20 protein-coding genes are annotated in these 18,814 nt (G+C 56.2%); 7 read left to right on the plus strand and 13 right to left on the minus strand.

Features of this window, described 5'->3' with window-relative positions:
- Positions 1-63: 63 nt before the first annotated feature.
- Positions 64-927: a nucleoside-specific channel-forming protein Tsx gene (locus tag LBF07_RS16135; protein WP_028015691.1), complete on the minus strand. Its 864-nt coding sequence runs from the start codon at positions 925-927 to the stop codon at positions 64-66.
- 267 nt (positions 928-1,194) lie between these two features.
- Positions 1,195-1,734, minus strand: a complete 540-nt coding sequence (locus tag LBF07_RS16140) for a DUF3251 domain-containing protein (RefSeq protein WP_033146491.1) — start codon at positions 1,732-1,734, stop codon at positions 1,195-1,197.
- 152 nt (positions 1,735-1,886) lie between these two features.
- On the opposite strand from LBF07_RS16140, the gene nrdR reads away from it, so the two are divergent.
- From nrdR to thiL, 5 genes are all read left to right on the plus strand, one after another.
- Entirely contained in the window at positions 1,887-2,336 is a 450-nt protein-coding gene (gene nrdR, locus LBF07_RS16145) for a transcriptional regulator NrdR (protein ID WP_008503337.1), read from the plus strand.
- A 4-nt stretch (positions 2,337-2,340) separates the two neighbouring features.
- Positions 2,341-3,444, plus strand: a complete 1,104-nt coding sequence (gene ribD, locus LBF07_RS16150; RefSeq protein WP_094934762.1) for a bifunctional diaminohydroxyphosphoribosylaminopyrimidine deaminase/5-amino-6-(5-phosphoribosylamino)uracil reductase RibD — start codon at positions 2,341-2,343, stop codon at positions 3,442-3,444.
- Positions 3,445-3,531: 87 nt separating this feature from the next.
- Positions 3,532-4,002: a 6,7-dimethyl-8-ribityllumazine synthase gene (gene ribE, locus LBF07_RS16155; protein ID WP_006176874.1), complete on the plus strand. Its 471-nt coding sequence runs from the start codon at positions 3,532-3,534 to the stop codon at positions 4,000-4,002.
- Between the two features lie 21 nt (positions 4,003-4,023).
- Positions 4,024-4,443, plus strand: a complete 420-nt coding sequence (gene nusB / locus LBF07_RS16160; protein WP_006809908.1) for a transcription antitermination factor NusB — start codon at positions 4,024-4,026, stop codon at positions 4,441-4,443.
- 77 nt (positions 4,444-4,520) lie between these two features.
- The gene (gene thiL / locus LBF07_RS16165; RefSeq protein ID WP_032661549.1) at positions 4,521-5,492 is read left to right on the plus strand and encodes a thiamine-phosphate kinase; all 972 of its coding nucleotides are present in this window, start codon (positions 4,521-4,523) and stop codon (positions 5,490-5,492) included.
- Positions 5,493-5,593: 101 nt separating this feature from the next.
- Here thiL and LBF07_RS16170 read toward each other — a convergent pair whose 3' ends face one another.
- From LBF07_RS16170 to xseB, 4 genes are all read right to left on the minus strand, one after another.
- The gene (locus LBF07_RS16170) at positions 5,594-6,568 is read right to left on the minus strand and encodes an aldo/keto reductase (RefSeq protein ID WP_094934761.1); all 975 of its coding nucleotides are present in this window, start codon (positions 6,566-6,568) and stop codon (positions 5,594-5,596) included.
- Positions 6,569-6,631: 63 nt separating this feature from the next.
- Positions 6,632-8,494 carry a 1-deoxy-D-xylulose-5-phosphate synthase gene (gene dxs / locus LBF07_RS16175; protein ID WP_094934760.1) on the minus strand — a complete coding sequence of 621 codons (1,863 nt, stop codon included), beginning with the start codon at positions 8,492-8,494 and terminating at the stop codon, positions 6,632-6,634.
- A gap of 24 nt (positions 8,495-8,518) precedes the next feature.
- Positions 8,519-9,418: a (2E,6E)-farnesyl diphosphate synthase gene (gene ispA, locus LBF07_RS16180; RefSeq protein ID WP_008503332.1), complete on the minus strand. Its 900-nt coding sequence runs from the start codon at positions 9,416-9,418 to the stop codon at positions 8,519-8,521.
- Positions 9,419-9,661 carry an exodeoxyribonuclease VII small subunit gene (gene xseB / locus LBF07_RS16185; protein WP_045328337.1) on the minus strand — a complete coding sequence of 81 codons (243 nt, stop codon included), beginning with the start codon at positions 9,659-9,661 and terminating at the stop codon, positions 9,419-9,421. It abuts the gene before it with no gap.
- A 191-nt stretch (positions 9,662-9,852) separates the two neighbouring features.
- Here xseB and thiI point away from each other — a divergent pair, with 191 nt between their 5' ends.
- On the plus strand, positions 9,853-11,301 hold the full coding sequence (gene thiI, locus LBF07_RS16190) for a tRNA uracil 4-sulfurtransferase ThiI (RefSeq protein WP_048978945.1): 1,449 nt from the start codon (positions 9,853-9,855) through the stop codon (positions 11,299-11,301).
- 67 nt (positions 11,302-11,368) lie between these two features.
- Here the strand turns inward: thiI and yajL are convergent, their stop codons facing one another.
- Entirely contained in the window at positions 11,369-11,959 is a 591-nt protein-coding gene (yajL, locus tag LBF07_RS16195) for a protein deglycase YajL (RefSeq protein WP_033144768.1), read from the minus strand.
- On the minus strand, positions 11,922-12,833 hold the full coding sequence (panE, locus tag LBF07_RS16200; protein WP_094934759.1) for a 2-dehydropantoate 2-reductase: 912 nt from the start codon (positions 12,831-12,833) through the stop codon (positions 11,922-11,924). The genes yajL and panE overlap by 38 nt, the downstream gene beginning before the upstream one ends.
- A gap of 121 nt (positions 12,834-12,954) precedes the next feature.
- On the opposite strand from panE, the gene LBF07_RS16205 reads away from it, so the two are divergent.
- Positions 12,955-13,446, plus strand: coding sequence for a YajQ family cyclic di-GMP-binding protein (locus tag LBF07_RS16205; protein ID WP_033144770.1), 492 nt, complete (start codon positions 12,955-12,957; stop codon positions 13,444-13,446).
- A gap of 31 nt (positions 13,447-13,477) precedes the next feature.
- On the opposite strand, the gene LBF07_RS16210 is transcribed toward LBF07_RS16205, so the two are convergent.
- From LBF07_RS16210 to cyoB, 5 genes are all read right to left on the minus strand, one after another.
- Complete coding sequence (locus LBF07_RS16210; RefSeq protein ID WP_094934758.1) at positions 13,478-14,839, minus strand: MFS transporter; 1,362 nt, start codon at positions 14,837-14,839, stop codon at positions 13,478-13,480.
- A 148-nt stretch (positions 14,840-14,987) separates the two neighbouring features.
- On the minus strand, positions 14,988-15,875 hold the full coding sequence (gene cyoE, locus LBF07_RS16215; RefSeq protein WP_013095848.1) for a heme o synthase: 888 nt from the start codon (positions 15,873-15,875) through the stop codon (positions 14,988-14,990).
- Between the two features lie 11 nt (positions 15,876-15,886).
- Positions 15,887-16,213 carry a cytochrome o ubiquinol oxidase subunit IV gene (locus tag LBF07_RS16220; protein ID WP_006176899.1) on the minus strand — a complete coding sequence of 109 codons (327 nt, stop codon included), beginning with the start codon at positions 16,211-16,213 and terminating at the stop codon, positions 15,887-15,889.
- Positions 16,213-16,827, minus strand: coding sequence for a cytochrome o ubiquinol oxidase subunit III (locus tag LBF07_RS16225; RefSeq protein WP_023334703.1), 615 nt, complete (start codon positions 16,825-16,827; stop codon positions 16,213-16,215). The genes LBF07_RS16220 and LBF07_RS16225 overlap by 1 nt, the downstream gene beginning before the upstream one ends.
- The gene (cyoB, locus tag LBF07_RS16230; RefSeq protein WP_014168864.1) at positions 16,817-18,808 is read right to left on the minus strand and encodes a cytochrome o ubiquinol oxidase subunit I; all 1,992 of its coding nucleotides are present in this window, start codon (positions 18,806-18,808) and stop codon (positions 16,817-16,819) included. The genes LBF07_RS16225 and cyoB overlap by 11 nt, the downstream gene beginning before the upstream one ends.
- Positions 18,809-18,814 lie beyond the last annotated feature (6 nt).

Genomic DNA, 18,814 nt, shown 5'->3' on the forward strand with positions numbered 1-18,814 from the left:
TGTTCCCTCTCCCTGTGGGAGAGGGTCAGGGTGAGGGCATCAGCCCGCACAGTCCCGAACAGGTTAGAAGTTATAACCTACAACCAGGTAGCCACCCCAACCGGTTGATTTTGACGTGAAGTCACCATCACCCCAGTTCACGGTATCTCCACCTTTCCACTGGCCGCCATTATGGAAATAACGCGCGACTACGGAGTAGTGCCAGTGATCGTAGTTCAGAGCCAGAACGTGGCTGGACGCGATAGAGTTGCTGGTACGGTTCTTGTCATCACCCAGATCTGAGCCCCAGTCGAAGTTGGTGAAGCCGATGTAGGTCAGCTGCCCACCCCAAACCTGAGTGATTGGCACAAAGTATTTCACTTTGAAACGGTAGCCATCCCACTCGTTTTCGTTGGAAGCGCCATAGTTCTGCCACTGGTATTTCGCGTACACGTTCAGAGACAGTCCCATAGGCAGACCGGTATCGATGTCTGTACCCAGACCCATGTACCAGGTGCTCTGACGGCTGCCTTTGTTATCGCCCATATCGTAGATATAGTTGTTGGCGAAGTACCATTCTTTGAACGGACCAAAACTCAGGTCAGTGCCCGTCAGCTTATCGATAGAGAAACGCGGTTCGATTTCCATGAACATCGGGGAACCGTCTGACCAGATACCTTTATCGTTGCCGTTGCCCCAGTCAAAAGTCTTAGGAATATCGATGTAGCCGTAGAAATCAAACCAGTCTTTTTTAGCAAACGCTTCGTATTCCAGGTAGACGTCGTTGTTCAGCTTTGGAGAAAAGCGCGTGTGGTAGCTGCCGACCACGTTAACGCTCTGGTGCCACCAGTCGGAGAGGTATTGTGGTTTATCGTTTTCCGCTGCGTTAACAGTGAAAGAGGAAGAAAGTGCCAGCACGGCGCCGGCTGCGAGTAATGTTTTTTTCATAATCATGCCACTGATTGAAATTCCCTTCCGGGAGTGAAAAATGCGCGAATTGCGTTTCTAAATATTTCGTGTTTCTGCGGTGCCTATTATAGGAATCCCTGCTCACAAAAATATGTGTTGTTTCACATATCTCTCACACGCGTAATCGATTGCGTTCACGTTTGCGTACTTTAAACGGGCGGGATTGTAGCGGCAATCATTTATGTTGCCAATCCATACGAAATGTAAATGTTAGCGGAGTGACATTTCACTCCGCTAAAGGGAGGGTTATTGCGCGGCGGGCTGGATATCGTGAATGCGGATGAAACCTAACCGATCCGGAGTGAGTCCGTTAAGCTGCAGCGGAATGTCAACATCGCTCGGAGCCAGCACGCTGGCCGGTGCGGTGAACAGCTGACTGTTAACATTCACCTCCTGGTAGCTTTCCGTGGTGCCTTGGATCTGTCCCCATTCGACGGTACCACTGAAGGCAGGCAACGGATCGTTGGACTCGCCCTGAATGCGTAATGTTGCCCGAGTACCATTTGCATTCGCCGCCACATTCACCAGAGACATTTTTAGCGTGCCAATCTGACTATTGAGACGCGCAGGCGTATTCGCTCCCGGCAGGAGATAAACCCCGCTGCTGGATTTGGCGTTTAGCGCGTTTTGCTGGGTGATCTTCACCGTTTCTTTGTTCAGTTTGTCCATCGCCGCATTGAGCGTGTTCACGCTCTGTTTCATCTGACGGACTTCGGTTTGCTGTGCACAGGCGCTAAGGGTGAAGAGGCTCCCCACCAGCAAAATTTTAAGGTAACGTCTTGTCATTGCGTTTATTTCCTTGAAATAACGGATCGCCTTAATGGTAGCCAGACTCGACGTGTCAGACATAGATCCTTTGTCTCAAAAAGCTCTTCCTTTGTTGTCAGGCCAGATCAGGGTAAAATGAAAATTAGTTAACCACATAACAGGGATACCGTATGCATTGCCCATTCTGCTCCGCTGTGGATACCAAAGTCATCGACTCTCGTCTTGTGGGCGAAGGGTCCTCCGTACGCCGTCGTCGGCAGTGTCTGGTGTGCAACGAGCGTTTCACGACCTTTGAGGTTGCAGAGCTGGTAATGCCGCGCGTGGTGAAAAGCAACGACGTGCGCGAGCCGTTTAACGAAGAGAAACTGCGCAGCGGGATGCTGAAGGCCCTGGAAAAACGTCCCGTCAGCGCGGATGACGTTGAGATGGCGTTAAACCACATAAAATCTTACCTTCGTGGTTTGGGTGAGCGTGAAGTGCCGAGCAAAATGATCGGTAACCTGGTGATGGAGCAGCTGAAAAAGCTCGATAAGGTTGCCTATATCCGCTTCGCCTCGGTCTACCGCAGCTTCGAAGACATCAAAGAGTTTGGCGAAGAGATCGCCCGCTTACAGGATTAAGCTCATGCAGGATGAGATTTACATGGCGCGAGCCATGAAGCTGGCGCAGCGCGGTCGTTTTACCACCCATCCCAACCCGAACGTCGGGTGCGTTATCGTTAAAGATGGCGAGATCGTGGGGGAGGGGTTTCACTATCGTGCCGGCGAGCCGCATGCCGAGGTTCATGCGTTGCGCATGGCGGGTGAGAAGGCGCGCGGCGCCACAGCCTACGTCACGCTGGAGCCCTGCAGCCATCACGGGCGTACGCCGCCGTGCTGCGAAGCGCTGATCGCGGCAGGCGTTTCACGCGTGGTCGCGTCGATGCAGGACCCGAATCCGCAGGTTGCCGGACGCGGTCTGTATCGCCTGCAGCAGGAAGGCATCGACGTCAGCCATGGGCTGATGATGCAGGACGCGGAAGCGATCAACAAAGGCTTTCTGAAGCGCATGCGCACGGGGTTCCCGTATATTCAGCTCAAGCTGGGCGCCTCGCTGGACGGTCGTACGGCGATGGCAAACGGCGAAAGCCAGTGGGTAACCTCACCACAGGCAAGGCGCGATGTGCAACGTCTTCGCGCGCAAAGCCATGCTATTCTCACCAGCAGTGAAACCGTTCAGGCTGACGATCCGGCCATGACCGTGCGCTGGGACGAACTGAATGCCGATACCCAGGCGCTGTACCCGCAGGAGAACCTGCGCCAGCCGCTGCGTATTATCATTGATAGCCAGAACCGCGTGACGCCGGAGCACCGCATCGTGCAGCAGCCGGGTGAAACCTGGATTGCCCGCACTAAAGAAGATGCGCGCGAATGGCCGGAAGGCGTGCGCAGCATTATGGTGCCGGAGCATAACGGTCATCTGGATCTGGTGGTGCTGATGATGCTGCTCGGCAAGCAGCAGGTGAACAGCATCTGGGTTGAAGCGGGGCCAACGCTCGCCGGTGCGCTTTTACAGGCCGGACTGGTGGATGAACTGATTGTTTACGTTGCGCCTAAACTGTTAGGTCACGACGCGCGCGGCCTGTTTGTGCTGCCCGGCCTTGAAAAACTGGCCGACGCACCGCAACTCAAATTTAGCGAGATTCGTCCGGTAGGCCCGGATGTCTGCCTCCACTTAACGACAGCGTAATTGCTCCTGAAATAGGGAAGCAGTGCGCAAAGTATTATGATAAAATCCGCCCCCCTGCGGGGCCAAATGAACCCGTAAAGGAAGAGTATGAACATTATTGAAGCTGCTGTAGCTACCCCGGACGCTCGCGTCGCCATCACCATTGCGCGTTTCAACAACTTCATCAACGACAGCCTGCTGGAAGGTGCGATTGACGCCCTGAAACGTATCGGCCAGGTTAAAGATGACAACATTACCGTTGTTTGGGTTCCAGGCGCTTACGAACTGCCACTGGCGGCGGGCGCGCTGGCGAAAACCGGTAAATACGACGCGGTGATTGCGCTGGGTACCGTTATTCGTGGCGGCACTGCGCACTTCGAATACGTTGCGGGCGGTGCAAGCAACGGTCTGGCACACGTTGCGCAGGATGCTGAAATTCCTGTCGCGTTCGGCGTGCTTACCACCGAAAGTATTGAACAAGCCATCGAACGTGCTGGCACCAAAGCCGGTAACAAAGGTGCAGAAGCTGCACTGACCGCGCTTGAAATGATCAATGTATTGAAAGCCATCAAGGCCTGATTTTTTTGTAAGGGGAATTCCGTGAAACCTGCTGCTCGTCGCCGCGCCCGTGAATGTGCCGTCCAGGCACTTTACTCCTGGCAGTTGTCCCAGAACGACATCGCTGATGTTGAATACCAGTTCCTGTCAGAACAGGACGTAAAAGACGTTGACGTTCTGTACTTCCGCGAACTGCTGTCGGGAGTGGCGACTAATAGCGCGTATCTCGATGGCCTGATGAAGCCATACCTGTCCCGTCTGCTCGAAGAGCTGGGCCAGGTGGAAAAAGCAGTGTTGCGTATCGCGCTGTTTGAGCTGTCTAAACGTGATGATGTGCCGTATAAAGTGGCCATCAACGAAGCGATCGAGCTGGCGAAAACCTTCGGCGCTGAAGACAGCCACAAGTTTGTAAACGGCGTACTTGATAAAGCAGCACCTGCGATCCGTCCCCACAAAAAGTGATCCGCAAACCGGAGTTCTGCATTGCCTGACGGGCAATGCGGCTCCGGTTTTTTCTTTTATTTGCTGAGGCATAACGTATGGCATGCGGCGAATTCTCCCTGATTGCCCGTTATTTCGACCGTGTCAGAACCTCTCGTCTTGATGTTGAAACCGGCATTGGCGATGACTGTGCACTTCTCAATATTCCCGAAAAACAGACGCTGGCAATCAGCACCGACACCCTGGTGTGCGGCCGTCATTTCTTACCGGATATCGATCCTGCCGATCTGGCGTATAAAGCCCTGGCGGTTAACGTCAGCGATCTGGCGGCGATGGGTGCCGATCCCGCGTGGCTGACGCTGGCTCTGACCCTGCCAGAGGTAGATGAAGCCTGGCTGGAAGCCTTTAGCGATGCGCTGTTTGAGCAGCTTAGCTATTACGATATGCAGCTGATTGGCGGCGATACGACTGCCGGTCCGCTGTCGATGACGCTGGCGATCCACGGCTACGTGCCGCTCGGCCGCGCGCTGAAGCGCTCAGGTGCAAAACCGGGCGACTGGATCTACGTGACCGGTACGCCGGGCGACAGCGCGGCAGGGCTGGCGATCCTTCAGAATCGTTTAACGGTTGAAGATGCTGACGACGCGGCGTATCTGGTGAAACGCCATCTGCGGCCAACGCCGCGTATTTTGCACGGCCAGGCGCTGCGCGAACGGGCAAGCTCGGCTATCGATCTCTCTGACGGGCTGATCTCGGATCTCGGGCATATCCTGAAGGCCAGCGGCGTAGGTGCGCGCGTTGACCTGGATCTCTTCCCGCTGTCTGAGCAGCTGCTTCGCCATGTGGAGCCTGAGCAGGCCCTTCGCTGGGCGCTCTCCGGTGGCGAAGACTACGAACTGTGCTTCACGGTGCCTGAGCTCAACCGTGGAACGCTGGACGTGGCGTTAGCGCATCTCGGCGCGAAATTTACCTGCATCGGTCAGATCATGCCGGAGAGCGAAGGACTGAAGTTTGTCCGTGAAGGTGCGCCGGTAACGCTCGACTGGAAAGGGTACGATCACTTCGCGTGAGTTTGTGCGCTCTGTATTGCCGGGTGGCGCTGCGCTTACCCGGCCTACAAACAGGGTGCGATCGTAGGCCGGGTAAGGCGGAGCCGTCACCCGGCAAGTGTTTACTTAAACCCCACCACCGGGTGGGGCTGATACGGTGTTTCCAGCTCGGCAACCTGCTCCGGCGTCAGCGTGATATCCACCGCATTCAGCAGCTCATCAAGCTGTTCTTCCCGCGACGTTCCAATAATCGGCGCTGCGACCCCGCGCTTGCCCAGCAGCCACGCCAGGGCCACCTGAGCGCGGGTTGCACCGGTATCGTCGGCGATCCCGGCTAAACGTTCGGCAATCAGCGCATCGCTGGCTTCTGTACCGCCATAGAGATTTTTTCCCACTTCATCCGATACCAGCCGAGCCGTGGTTTCACCCCATGGACGGGTCAGGCGGCCTCGCGCCAGCGGGCTCCACGGGATCACCGCCACGCCCTCCTGATGGCATAGCGGCAGCATCTCGCGTTCTTCTTCACGATAGATCAGATTGTAGTGATCCTGCATGGTGACAAAGCGCGCCCAGCCGTGCTGCGCCTGGAGATCCAGCGCCTGAGCAAACTGCGACGCGTGCATAGACGATGCGCCGATGTAGCGTGCTTTACCGGCTTTGACCACATCATTCAGCGCTTCAAGCGTCTCCTCGACTGGCGTGTTGTAATCCCAGCGGTGAATTTGCAGCAGATCGACGTAATCCATGTTCAGGCGTCTGAGGCTGTCATCAATGGAGCGCAGGATCTGCGCGCGAGAAAGGCCCTCAGCCAGATCCCCCACCGGATAGTAGACCTTGGTAGCGACGACGATGTCATCACGACGGGCAAAATCGCGCAGGGCGCGGCCGACAATTTCCTCGCTGCTGCCGTCTGAGTAGCTGTTGGCGGTGTCAAAGAAGTTAATGCCGCCCTCGATGGCGCGTTTGATAATCGGACGGCTGCTCTCTTCCGGCAGCGTCCAGGCGTGGTTTCCCCGATCGGGCTCGCCAAAGGTCATGCATCCCAGACAAAGTCGGGAAACCTTAAGGTCCGTTTTTCCTAATGTTGTGTATTGCACGGTTCCGCTCCTGCTGTTTAAACACCAGGTTTAAGCATAGCAGGAGCGGAAAAGGGGGAGGGGTCAGTCCAGCCAGGTACGGATTTTGGCTTCGATACCGGCGGCGTCCAGGCCAATCGCCGCACGGGCTTCGTCCTGAGTACCTTGCGGAATGAAGCGATCCGGCAGGCCGAGGTTCAGCACCGGCACGGCTTTACGGTTCGCCATCAGCACCTCATTCACGCCGCTGCCCGCGCCGCCCATGATGGCGTTTTCTTCCAGCGTGACCAGCACGTCGTGGGTCTCAGCCATACTCAGGATCAGAGATTCATCGAGGGGCTTCACAAAGCGCATGTCCACCAGGGTGGCATTCAGCGCTTCAGCCGCTTTCGCGGCCTCGGGCATCAGCGTGCCGAAGTTCATGATCGCCACTTTCTCACCGCGACGCTTAACCAGACCTTTACCGATCGGCAGTTTTTCCAGCGGCTGCAGCTCAACGCCTACCGCATTGCCGCGCGGGTAGCGAACGGCGCTTGGGCCATCCTGGTAGTGGTAGCCGGTAAACAGCATCTGACGACATTCGTTCTCGTCGCTTGGCGTCATGACAACCATATCCGGAATACAGCGCAGGAACGACAGATCAAACGCGCCCTGGTGCGTCTGGCCGTCGGCACCGACGATGCCCGCACGATCGATAGCAAACAGTACCGGCAGCTTTTGAATCGCCACGTCGTGGATCACCTGATCGTAGGCGCGCTGCAGAAAGGTGGAATAGATAGCGACAACGGGCTTGTAGCCGCCAATGGCGAGGCCCGCTGCAAACGTCACCGCATGCTGCTCGGCAATGGCAACGTCAAAATACTGGTCAGGGTATTTTCTGGAGAAGTCCACCATGCCGGAGCCTTCACGCATGGCAGGCGTCACCGCCATCAGCTTGTTGTCTTTGGCTGCGGTTTCGCACAGCCAGTCGCCGAAGATTTTGGAATAGCTCGGCATGCCGCCGCTGCTTTTTGGCAGACAGCCGCTGGACGGGTCAAATTTCGGTACCGCGTGGAAGGTGATCGGATCTTTTTCCGCCGGTTCGTAACCGCGCCCTTTTTTAGTCATGATATGCAGGAACTGCGGGCCTTTCAGGTCGCGCATGTTCTTGAGCGTGGTCACCAGGCCCAGCACGTCGTGACCGTCAACCGGGCCAATATAGTTAAAGCCCAGCTCTTCAAACAGGGTGCCCGGCACCACCATGCCTTTGATGTGTTCTTCGGTACGCTTGAGCAGCTCTTTAATCGGCGGTACGCCGGAGAAGACTTTCTTGCCGCCTTCGCGCAGCGAGGAGTAAAGCTTGCCGGAGAGCAGCTGGGCCAGATGGTTGTTCAGCGCGCCGACGTTCTCGGAGATCGACATTTCGTTATCGTTGAGGATAACCAGCATGTCCGGCTTGATATCGCCCGCGTGGTTCATGGCTTCGAAGGCCATACCGGCGGTAATGGCGCCGTCGCCAATCACGCAGACGGTGCGGCGCTGCTTGTTCTCTTTCTCGGCGGCAACGGCAATACCGATGCCCGCAGAAATGGAGGTGGAGGAGTGGCCGACGCTCAGCACGTCATACTCGCTCTCACCGCGCCACGGGAACGGGTGCAGGCCGCCTTTCTGACGAATGGTGCCAATTTTATCGCGACGTCCGGTCAGAATTTTGTGCGGATAGGCCTGGTGTCCCACGTCCCAGATGAGCTGATCGAACGGCGTGTTATAGACGTAGTGCAGCGCCACGGTCAGCTCTACCGTGCCAAGCCCGGAGGCGAAATGGCCGCTGGAGCGGCTTACGCTGTCGAGCAGGTAGCGACGCAGCTCGTCGCACAGCTTCGGCAGGCTCTCTTTCGGCAACAGACGTAACTCCTGGGTGGAGTCAACTAACGCCAGTGTCGGGTATTTGGCAATATCAAAACTCATCAAAGGCTCATCGAGATATATAGTTTATTTATCACGCTGGATTATATAGTCCGCTAGCGCTTCCAGTGCCGAGGTATCCAGCGATTGCGCGGCCAGTTCATTTAGCGACTGGCGGGCATCGTCAATCAGATCCCGGGCTTTACGTTGGGCTTGCTCAAGACCCAGCAGGGCGGGGTAGGTACTTTTGCCAAGCTGCTGGTCCGCACCCTGACGTTTACCCAATGTTGCAGTATCGCCCACCACATCCAGAATGTCATCCTGAACCTGGAACGCCAGACCGATACTTTCTGCGTATCTGTCCAGAATCGGCAGGGCTTTGCGCCCTTGTTCACCCGCGCTCAGCGCGCCCAGGCGAACGGCGGAACGAATCAACGCCCCGGTTTTATGGCGGTGAATACGCTCCAGCTGTTCCAGATTAACCTGACGTCCTTCCGCTTCAAGATCCAGCGCCTGTCCGCCGCACATGCCGGCCACGCCGCTGGCCATTGCCAGCTCGGAGATCATCGCCAGGCGGTCGCGGTCGGCCACTTCCGCCATCGGCGCGTCGCTCAAAATCGAGAACGCCAGCGTCTGCAGGGCATCACCCGCCAGAATGGCATTCGCCTCGCCAAACTTGATATGGCAGGTGGGTTGACCCCGACGCAAATCGTCGTCGTCCATGGCCGGGAGATCGTCGTGGATCAGCGAGTAGGCGTGGATGCACTCAACGGCGGCTGCCGGGGCGTCCAGCGTGTTATCGCTGATGCCAAACATATTGCCTGTGGCGTAGACCAGGAACGGGCGAAGGCGCTTTCCACCCAAGAGTGCGCCATAGTGCATGGCTTCAACCAGTGGAGTGTTCTGAAAAGGCTGTGGCGCAATAAAACGGCGCAGGGCGTCGTTGGCGCGTACGACACGCGCCTGAAGCTCGTTGGCAAAATCCATTTACTCGGCGTCCGGTGTGAAAGGCGTGGTTTTCGCGTCTTCGCTGTCGGAAAGCAGGATCTGCACGCGCTGCTCGGCCTGCTGCAGTTTGACCTGCCCCTGGCGCGCCAGCTGCACGCCACGCTCGAATTCGTTGAGCGCCTCTTCCAGCGGGAGATCGCCGCTCTCAAGACGGGTAACGATTTGCTCCAGTTCATTCAGCGCAGTTTCGAAACTGGCCGGTGCGTCGTTCTTCTTCGGCATAGTGAATTGACTCTTATATTCTCAGCCCCGACATGGTAACGGACTCAGGGCAATTATCAAATAACGCGCAATGTGCACAGGAGCGGCGCGATGGTGGTATACTTGCGCGCCTGGATGCAGCCACGGGTGTGGGCTGCTGTACTCTTTTCCATTACAAGCCTTAATACGCTTGCCTAAGAAACATTGCCGCCATGAAGTTTATCATTAAATTGTTCCCTGAAATCACCATCAAAAGCCAATCTGTGCGTTTGCGCTTTATTAAAATTCTCACCGGGAACATTCGTAACGTATTAAAGCACTACGACGAAACCCTCGCCGTGGTGCGCCACTGGGACCACGTAGAGGTCCGTGCGAAAGACGAAAACAAACGTCAGGATATTCGCGACGCGCTGACCCGTATTCCGGGGATCCACCATATCCTGGAAGTGGAAGATGTTCCGTTCAGCGATATGCACGACATCTTCGAGAAAGCGCTGGTCCAGTACCGCGACCAGATCGAAGGCAAAACCTTCTGCGTGCGCGTGAAGCGTCGCGGCAAGCACGAGTTCAGCTCTATTGAAGTGGAACGTTACGTCGGCGGCGGTTTGAACCAGCACGTTGAAACGGCGCGCGTTCGTCTGACCAACCCGGACGTAACCGTGAACCTGGAGATCGAAAACGATCGCCTGCTGCTGGTGAAAGGGCGCTATGAAGGTATCGGCGGCTTCCCGATTGGCACCCAGGAAGACGTATTGTCCCTGATCTCCGGCGGCTTCGACTCCGGCGTCTCCAGCTATATGCTGATGCGTCGCGGCTGCCGTGTGCACTACTGCTTTTTCAACCTGGGCGGCGCGGCGCACGAAATCGGCGTTCGTCAGGTCGCGCATTACCTGTGGAACCGCTTCGGCAGCTCCCACCGCGTGCGTTTCGTGGCGATCAACTTCGAACCTGTGGTCGGCGAAATCCTCGAAAAAGTGGACGACGGCCAGATGGGCGTGGTGCTGAAGCGCATGATGGTACGTGCGGCGTCCAAAGTTGCCGAGCGCTACGGCGTGCAGGCGCTGGTCACCGGTGAAGCGCTGGGCCAGGTGTCCAGCCAGACGCTGACCAACCTGCGTCTGATCGACAACGTGTCTGATACGCTGATCCTGCGCCCGCTGATCTCCCACGATAAAGAGCACATCATCGATCTGGCGCGTGAGATCGGCACCGAAGATTTTGCCCGCACCATGCCGGAATACTGCGGCGTGATTTCAAAAAGCCCAACGGTGAAGGCGGTGAAGGCGAAGATCGAAGCGGAAGAAGAGAACTTCGATTTCAGCATTCTGGAAAAAGTGGTGGAGGAAGCATCCAACATCGACATCCGCGAGATTGCCCAGCAGACCGAGCAGGAAGTCGTTGAAGTTGAAACCGTGAGCGGTTTCGGCGCTAACGATGCGATTCTGGATATCCGCTCCATTGACGAGCAGGATGACAAGCCGCTGCAGGTTGAAGGCGTCGACGTGGTTTCTCTGCCGTTCTATAAGCTGAGCACCAAGTTTGGCGATCTCGACCAGAGCAAAACGTATCTGCTGTGGTGCGAGCGCGGGGTGATGAGTCGCCTGCAGGCGCTGTATCTGCGCGAACAGGGCTTTGCGAACGTGAAGGTGTATCGCCCGTAGTTTTTTGCCGGGGAGTGCGGCCTGAAGCCCTCACCCCGGCCCTCTCCCACAGGGAGAGGGAGAGCACCTATTCGTAATAATTATAAATCCCCGCCGGCATCACCAGCGACGACGCCACTTCGTACGCTTTCTCGCGCCCGACCAGCAGGTCAATAATCTTTAAGCCAAAATCAATCGCGGTGCCTGGCCCCTGGCTGGTCAGCAGGTTGACGCGCGGGTCCCAGACGACGCGTTTATCCACCCAGTGCTCTTCCGGGATCGTATCCTTAAGCCCCGGGAAGCCGGTCATGTTGCCGATGGGGAAGATATCGTGCGGAACCAGAACCGTTCCGGCGGCGGCACAGATAGCCGCGACGATGCGGCCGGATAAATGAAACTGACGCACGGTCTCGACCAGCAGCGGGCTGTCGCGAAAACATTCCGCGCCTTTTAAGCCGCCGGGCAGCACGATGATGTCGTAATCGCCGTCAGCGACCTGAACGAGGGGGGCATCCGCGAGGATTTTCACCCCGCGCGAGCAGGTGATTGCCAGATTACCGTCGCTGGCGACGCTGGCGGTGGTGACCTTAATGCCGCCGCGCACCATCAAATCAATGGTGGTGACCGCTTCCATCTCTTCGCTACCAGGGGCGAGGCAGATCAGTGCTGACGCGCTCATATTCACTCTCCTTACGTTTAACCAGGTCATACAGACGGGCGTTTTCCGGCACGGAAATGCCGTGCGCGCGGGCGCGTTTTAGCAGATAGCCGGTAATGTAGTCGATCTCCGTGTGGCGTAAAGCCCGAACATCCTGCAGCATCGAGGAGATGTTTTCTGCCGTGCTCTCAATGACCTGCTCGACATAACAGCGCAAATCGTCGGCCGAGGTATGCAGGCCTTCCCGCTCAACGACCGCCGCGACTTCCGCACACAAAATCGCAACGTCCTGCGGATGATTTTTCAGCTCCCCGTTCGGGCAGTTCCACAGCGCCGTCAGCGGGTTGATTACGCAATTTACCGCCAGCTTGCGCCACAGCTGAGGGCGGATGTTGTTGTGCCAGGCCGCGTCCGGCAGCACCTTCTGCAGCACATCGGCAAGATAGCTGTAATCTCCATCCTGAGTTCTGGCGGGCCCGATGTGCGTCACGCCACTGGCGACATGCACGATGATGTTGCCGTCGCGACGCGCAGCGTGCGTGGTCGTCGCCATCAGCAGGGGCTGCGGGACGCTTTTCAGCTCATCAAGGGTCCCCATGCCGTTATGCAGCAGCAGTATGGGTGAAGTGGGGGGGAGCTGCGCGGCCAGTGTCTTTACCGCGTCTGAGACCTGCCACGCTTTGAGCGTCACCAGTAAAAGGTCGCTTTGCGCCAGGAAATCAGGATCGTTCGCGGTGAGGGATTCGTTAAAGATGCTTCCGTCTTCACCAATCAGGTTTACACTGCAATAGGGCTGGGGCACGCGCAGCCAGCCCTGAACCTCATGTCCGTGCTTGCACAGCGCGGTCAGCCACAGCTGACCAAGCGCTCCGCATCCGAGCACCGTAATTTTCATTGTTCCTCCTCACCTGCAACTGCGCCAGGTGTTACGGCTTAATTATACAGCTAAGCTTCTGTTGAGTTATGCCTCGTAGCGGGTATTATGCAACGCAACAAAAGTGAAGGGAGAAGAAAAGATGCCATCTTTCGATATTGTTTCCGAAGTTGATATCCAGGAAGTTCGCAACGGCGTTGAGAACGCAACCCGCGAAGTTGAGTCACGTTTCGATTTTCGTGGCGTCGAGGCGTCGTTTGAGCTGAACGACGCAAATAAGACCATTAAGGTGCTGAGCGAGTCTGATTTCCAGGTGAATCAGCTGCTCGACATTCTGCGCGCCAAGCTGTTAAAGCGCGGCATCGAAGGGACGTCTCTGGACGTGCCGGAAGAATTTGTGCACAGCGGTAAAAACTGGTTTGTTGAAGCCAGGCTGAAGCAGGGCATCGAGAGCGCGGTGCAGAAGAAGATCGTTAAGCTTATTAAAGACAGCAAGCTGAAGGTGCAGGCGCAGATCCAGGGCGAAGAAATTCGCGTGACCGGTAAGTCCCGCGATGACCTCCAGTCCGTAATGGCGCTGGTGCGCGGCGGCGATCTGGGGCAACCGTTCCAGTTTAAAAACTTCCGCGATTAATATAAAAAGCCCGGTTTAACCGGGCTTTTTTTCACGCTTTGAGCGCCTGCTCAACCTCGAAGCGGTTGGTCATTTTACTGTCTATTTTGACGTAAGCGCTGCGCTCTTCCGGGACGATGAGCACCTCTGTCACACCCTCTTTGGCTTCCAGACGCTGTTTCAGCGTATCGCTAATCTCAACATCATCCGGGATTTCCACGCGCAGGCTGCTCACGTAGCGCGGCTCTTTCATGGTGCTGGCGACCAGTAGCCAGACTGTTGCCAATAGCGCACCGGCGAGGAACACGGTTTGTGAATCAAACAGGCCGTCCACCCAGCCGCCGAGCGAGCCGCCGATCGCCACGCCGAGAAACTGGCTGGTGGAGTAGATGCCCATCGCCGTGCCTTTATATCCGGCGGGGGACTCTTTGCTGATCAGCGACGGCAGTAGGGCTTCCATCAGGTTAAAGGCCAGGAAGAACAGCTGTACGCCGGCAATCAGTTCCCAGAAGTGCGGGCCGGCACCCCAGAGCACAATTTCGGCAATCAGCAGGACCGCCACGCAGCCCACGAAGACGCGCTTCATTTTGCGCTTCACTTCGGCGTAGATGATGAACGGCACGACGGAGACAAACGAAATCAGCATCGTGACCAGATAGATTTTCCAGTGCTCAGCCGCCGGGAAACCCGCTGCGGCAAGCTGGCCGGGCAGGGCGACAAAGGTGGACATCAGCAGGATGTGCAGACACATAATGCCTAAGTTCAGCTTGAGCAGGCGCGGCTCGACAATCACTTTGCTGAAGCAGCCTTTTACCATCCCTGATTCGCGGTTCAGAACGTGGTTTTTGCTGTCCGGCACAACCCACAGGGTTAAGGCAATACCGATGGTTGCCAGCACGGCAATCATCCAGAACAGGGCGTGCAGACCCAGCGTGTGCGTAATGATGGGGCCCAGCACCATCGCAATCGCAAAGGTCACGCCAAAGCTCACGCCGATGAACGCCATCGCTTTAGTGCGGTTTTGCTCGCGGGTTAAGTCGGACAGCAGCGCCATCACCGCGGCGGCAATCGCGCCGGAACCCTGCAGGGCGCGGCCGAGAATAATCCCCCAGATGGAGTGGGAGAGGGCGGCAATCACGCTTCCGAGCACAAAGACCAGCAGCCCGCCGACGATCAGCGGCTTTCGGCCCACCCGATCAGAGAGCAGGCCAAACGGGATCTGGAAAACCGCCTGCGCCAGGCCGTAGATGCCGATCGCGAGCCCAATCAGCGCCTCGCTGGCCCCCTGCAGCGCCATACCGTACGTGGTCAGAACAGGCAGGACCATAAACATGCCAAGCATCCGTAGCGAGAAGACAGTCCCTAAGCCCCAGGTCGCGCGTAGCTCGCCTGGCGTCATTTTATAATCGTTCATTACCACCTCAGTTCAAAAGCAGGCCATAGTGTAGTGCGGGGAAGGGGCGGGGTAAATAAAGGGTTATTTAACAAATATTACATGCGTTATTAGTAGATTCAGTGAATAAAAAAGGGTGCCGAAGCACCCTTTTATTGACCTGTTTGGCTTACCAGACGTAAGTCAGCAGGTTGTGTGAATCTGGCACCATGAAGTCCACGGACATCATCACGGACAGCGAGGTGATGGCCACAATCGAGAACACAAACAGTTTGCGCGCCCAGACTTTGTCATCTTCCACTTTGTAACCGCGCAGCGCCATACCGAGCCACCAGACGCTCACCGCAGCCGCTACCGCCAGATATTTATACCCGGCGTAACCACCCAGAGAGAGCATCAGCGTTGCCACGGCAAAGGCGATGATGTACAACGTGATGTGGTTCTTGGCAACAGAAATGCCCTTCACGACCGGCAGAACCGGGATGTTCGCTGCCTGATAATCCTTAAAGCGGAAAATCGCGATGGCATAGGAGTGCGGCATCTGCCACAGGCTAAAGATAGCCAGCAGGATCAGCGCACCGCTGTCGAACTCGTTCGTGACCGCGCAGTAGCCAATCACCGGCGGCGCAGCGCCGGAGAGAGAACCAATCAGCGTGCCGTAGACGGAGTGGCGTTTCATATACAGGCTGTAAACGCCTACATACACCACGAACCCCATCACCCCCAGCCAGCAGGCCAGCGGGTTAGCACCAAACCACAGCAGCATAAAGCCAGCAATACCCAGCAAGGTGGCGTACACCAGCGAGACGGAAGGGGCGATCAGGCCTTTCACCAGCACCCGATTTTTGGTCCTTTCCATCTTCTTGTCGATATCCATGTCGATGTAGTTGTTAAATACACAACCGGACGCAACAACCAGTGACACACCGACCAGCGTGTAGATAAAGAGGGTGTAATCAATGCTGCCCTTAGAGGCCAGCAGGAACCCTCCGATCACGGAGATCAGGTTGCCAAAGATGATGCCTGGTTTCGTTACTTGCAGGTATTGCTTAAACATACTCGCCGCTCTTAGTGAACCATCATGTTGTAGTTGAGGTTCCACATAATCCAGATGGAACCGACTACCAGGATAGCGATGATAATCACGGTAAAGATAAAGGCGGTCATATTCCAGCCTTCATCGGACTTGGTGTTCATGTGCAGGAAGCAAACCAGATGCACCAGAATCTGAATCACCGCGGTCACCAGGATTGCACCCAGAATAACCGGTTTAGACGCAGAACCGCTCATCACCATCCAGAACGGGATCACCGTCAGGATGATCGACAGGATGAAACCTGTCATGTAGGTTTTTACGCTACCGTGGGAAGCGCCATGATCGTTTGAATGACTCATTACATCGCCCCCATCAGATATACAACAGAGAACACACAGATCCACACCACGTCCAGGAAGTGCCAGAACAGGCTCAGGCACATGATACGGGTACGGTTAGTGCTGGTCAGGCCGCGACGGGATACCTGGAACATCAGTACCGCCATCCAGATCAGACCAGAGGTGACGTGCAGACCGTGGGTACCGACCAGCGCGAAGAACGCGGACAGGAAGCCACTGCGATCTGGACCGAAACCTTCCAGAATCAGGTGATGGAATTCATAGATTTCCATCCCGATAAATCCAGCACCAAACAGCCAGGTCAACGCCAGCCAGGACACAACCTGGCTCTTGTTGTTTTTGTACATGGCGATAGCCGCCATGCCGTAGGTGATGGAGCTGAATAACAGCAGTGCGGTTTCAACCAGAACGAACGGCAGTTCAAAGATGTCCTTGCCAGCCGGGCCGCCCGCCGTGCCGTTCACCAGAACGGCGTAGGTCGCGAACAGACAGCAGAACAGAATGCAGTCGCTCATCAGGTAGATCCAGAAACCGAAGACTTTGGTCGGTCCTGTATCGTGGTGCGCATGTTCATGCGCGTGGGCAGTTGAGTGCGCCAGAGTATCAGTTGCCATTTTTCAGCCCCGCTTTAGAAATCTCGTCGAAATGCTGATTTTCCAGCTTCTCAACTTCACGGACTGGCACGTAGTAGTCCACGTCCTCGTCAAAGCTCTTCACAATCCAGCTGATTACGATGCCGGCGAAGCCAACAATCGCCATCCACCAGATGTGCCAGATCATTGCGAAACCAAATACCGTTGCGAAGGCGGCAATCACAATGCCCGCACCGCTGTTTTTCGGCATGTGGATTTCTTCGTAATGAGCAGGTTGCTTGTACGCTTCACCTTTTTCTTTCATTTCCCAGAATGCGTCGCGTTCATGAACCTGCGGCACGATGGCAAAGTTATAGAAAGGAGGTGGAGAAGAGGTTGCCCACTCCAGCGTACGGCCACCCCATGGGTCACCGGTCAGGTCACGGTTCTGGTCGCGGTCGCGAATAGACACGTAGAACTGAATCAGCTGAGACGCGATACCGCAGGCAATCAGCACGGCGCCGCCCGCTGCAACCATCAGCATTGGGTGGAACTGCGGATCGATCTGCTGGCTCAGACGACGGGTCATACCCATGAAGCCCAGCACGTACAGCGGCATAAATGCCACGAAGAAGCCGATGATCCAGAACCAGAACGCGCGTTTACCCCATTTTTCGTTCAGCGTGAAGCCGAACGCTTTTGGCCACCAGTAGGTTACGCCAGCGAAGCAGCCGAAGACCACGCCACCGATGATAACGTTATGGAAGTGCGCAATCAGGAACAGGCTGTTGTGCAGAACGAAGTCAGCACCCGGTACCGCCAGCAGTACGCCGGTCATCCCACCTACGGAGAAGGTCACGATGAAGCCGATAGTCCACAGCATCGCTGAGTGGAACACGATACGGCCCTGGTACATGGTGAACAGCCAGTTGAAGATCTTCACCCCGGTAGGGATGGCGATAATCATGGTGGTAATACCGAAGAAGGCGTTTACGTTCGCGCCAGCACCCATGGTGAAGAAGTGGTGCAGCCAAACGATGAACGACAGAACGGTAATACACACGGTTGCCCACACCAGAGAGGTGTAACCAAACAGACGTTTACGCGAGAAGGTTGCCGCGATTTCGGAGAACACACCGAACACAGGCAGAACCAGAATGTACACTTCCGGGTGACCCCAGGCCCAAATCAGGTTGATGTACATCATCATGTTGCCACCCATATCATTCGTGAAGAAATGGGTGCCCAGGTAGCGGTCCAGGGTCAGCAGCGCGATGGTGACGGTCAGAATTGGGAAGGAGGCAATAATCAGGATGTTGGCGCACAGAGATGCCCAGGTAAATACCGGCATCTTGAACATGGTCATGCCTGGGGCACGCATCTTGATAATGGTCACGAAGAAGTTGATACCGGTCAGGGTAGTACCGACACCGGAGAGCTGAAGCGCCCAAATCCAGTAGTCGACGCCAACGCCCGGACTGTACTCAATTCCTGACAGCGGCGGGTAAGCCAGCCAGCCGGTCTGCGCGAATTCGCCCACACCCAGTGACAGGTTAACCAGGATAACGCCGACAACCGTGAACCAGAAGCTCAGGTTGTTCAGGAACGGGAACGCCACGTCGCGCGCGCCGATTTGCAGCGGAACGACAACGTTCATCAGACCGATAACCAGCGGCATCGCCACGAAGAAGATCATGATAACGCCGTGGGCGGTAAAGATCTGATCGTAGTGGTGCGGTGGCAGGAAGCCGGCTTCACCCGCAGAAGCGAGTGCCTGCTGGCTACGCATCATGATCGCATCCGCAAAGCCACGAATTAACATGACGATACCGACGATGCAGTACATGATACCGAGTTTTTTGTGGTCAACCGAAGTCAGCCACTCGTTCCACAGGTAACTCCACTTACCGAAGTAAGTGATCAGGGCCAGTAAGGCCGCGCCACCAATGATAATTGCAGCCACCGTAACCACGATAATCGGTTCATGGTAGGGCACTGCATCCAGTGTCAATTTTCCGAACATTTTCTT

The organism is Enterobacter cloacae complex sp. ECL352 (assembly GCF_020149545.1).
GTDB classification, from domain to species: domain Bacteria; phylum Pseudomonadota; class Gammaproteobacteria; order Enterobacterales; family Enterobacteriaceae; genus Enterobacter; species Enterobacter asburiae_B.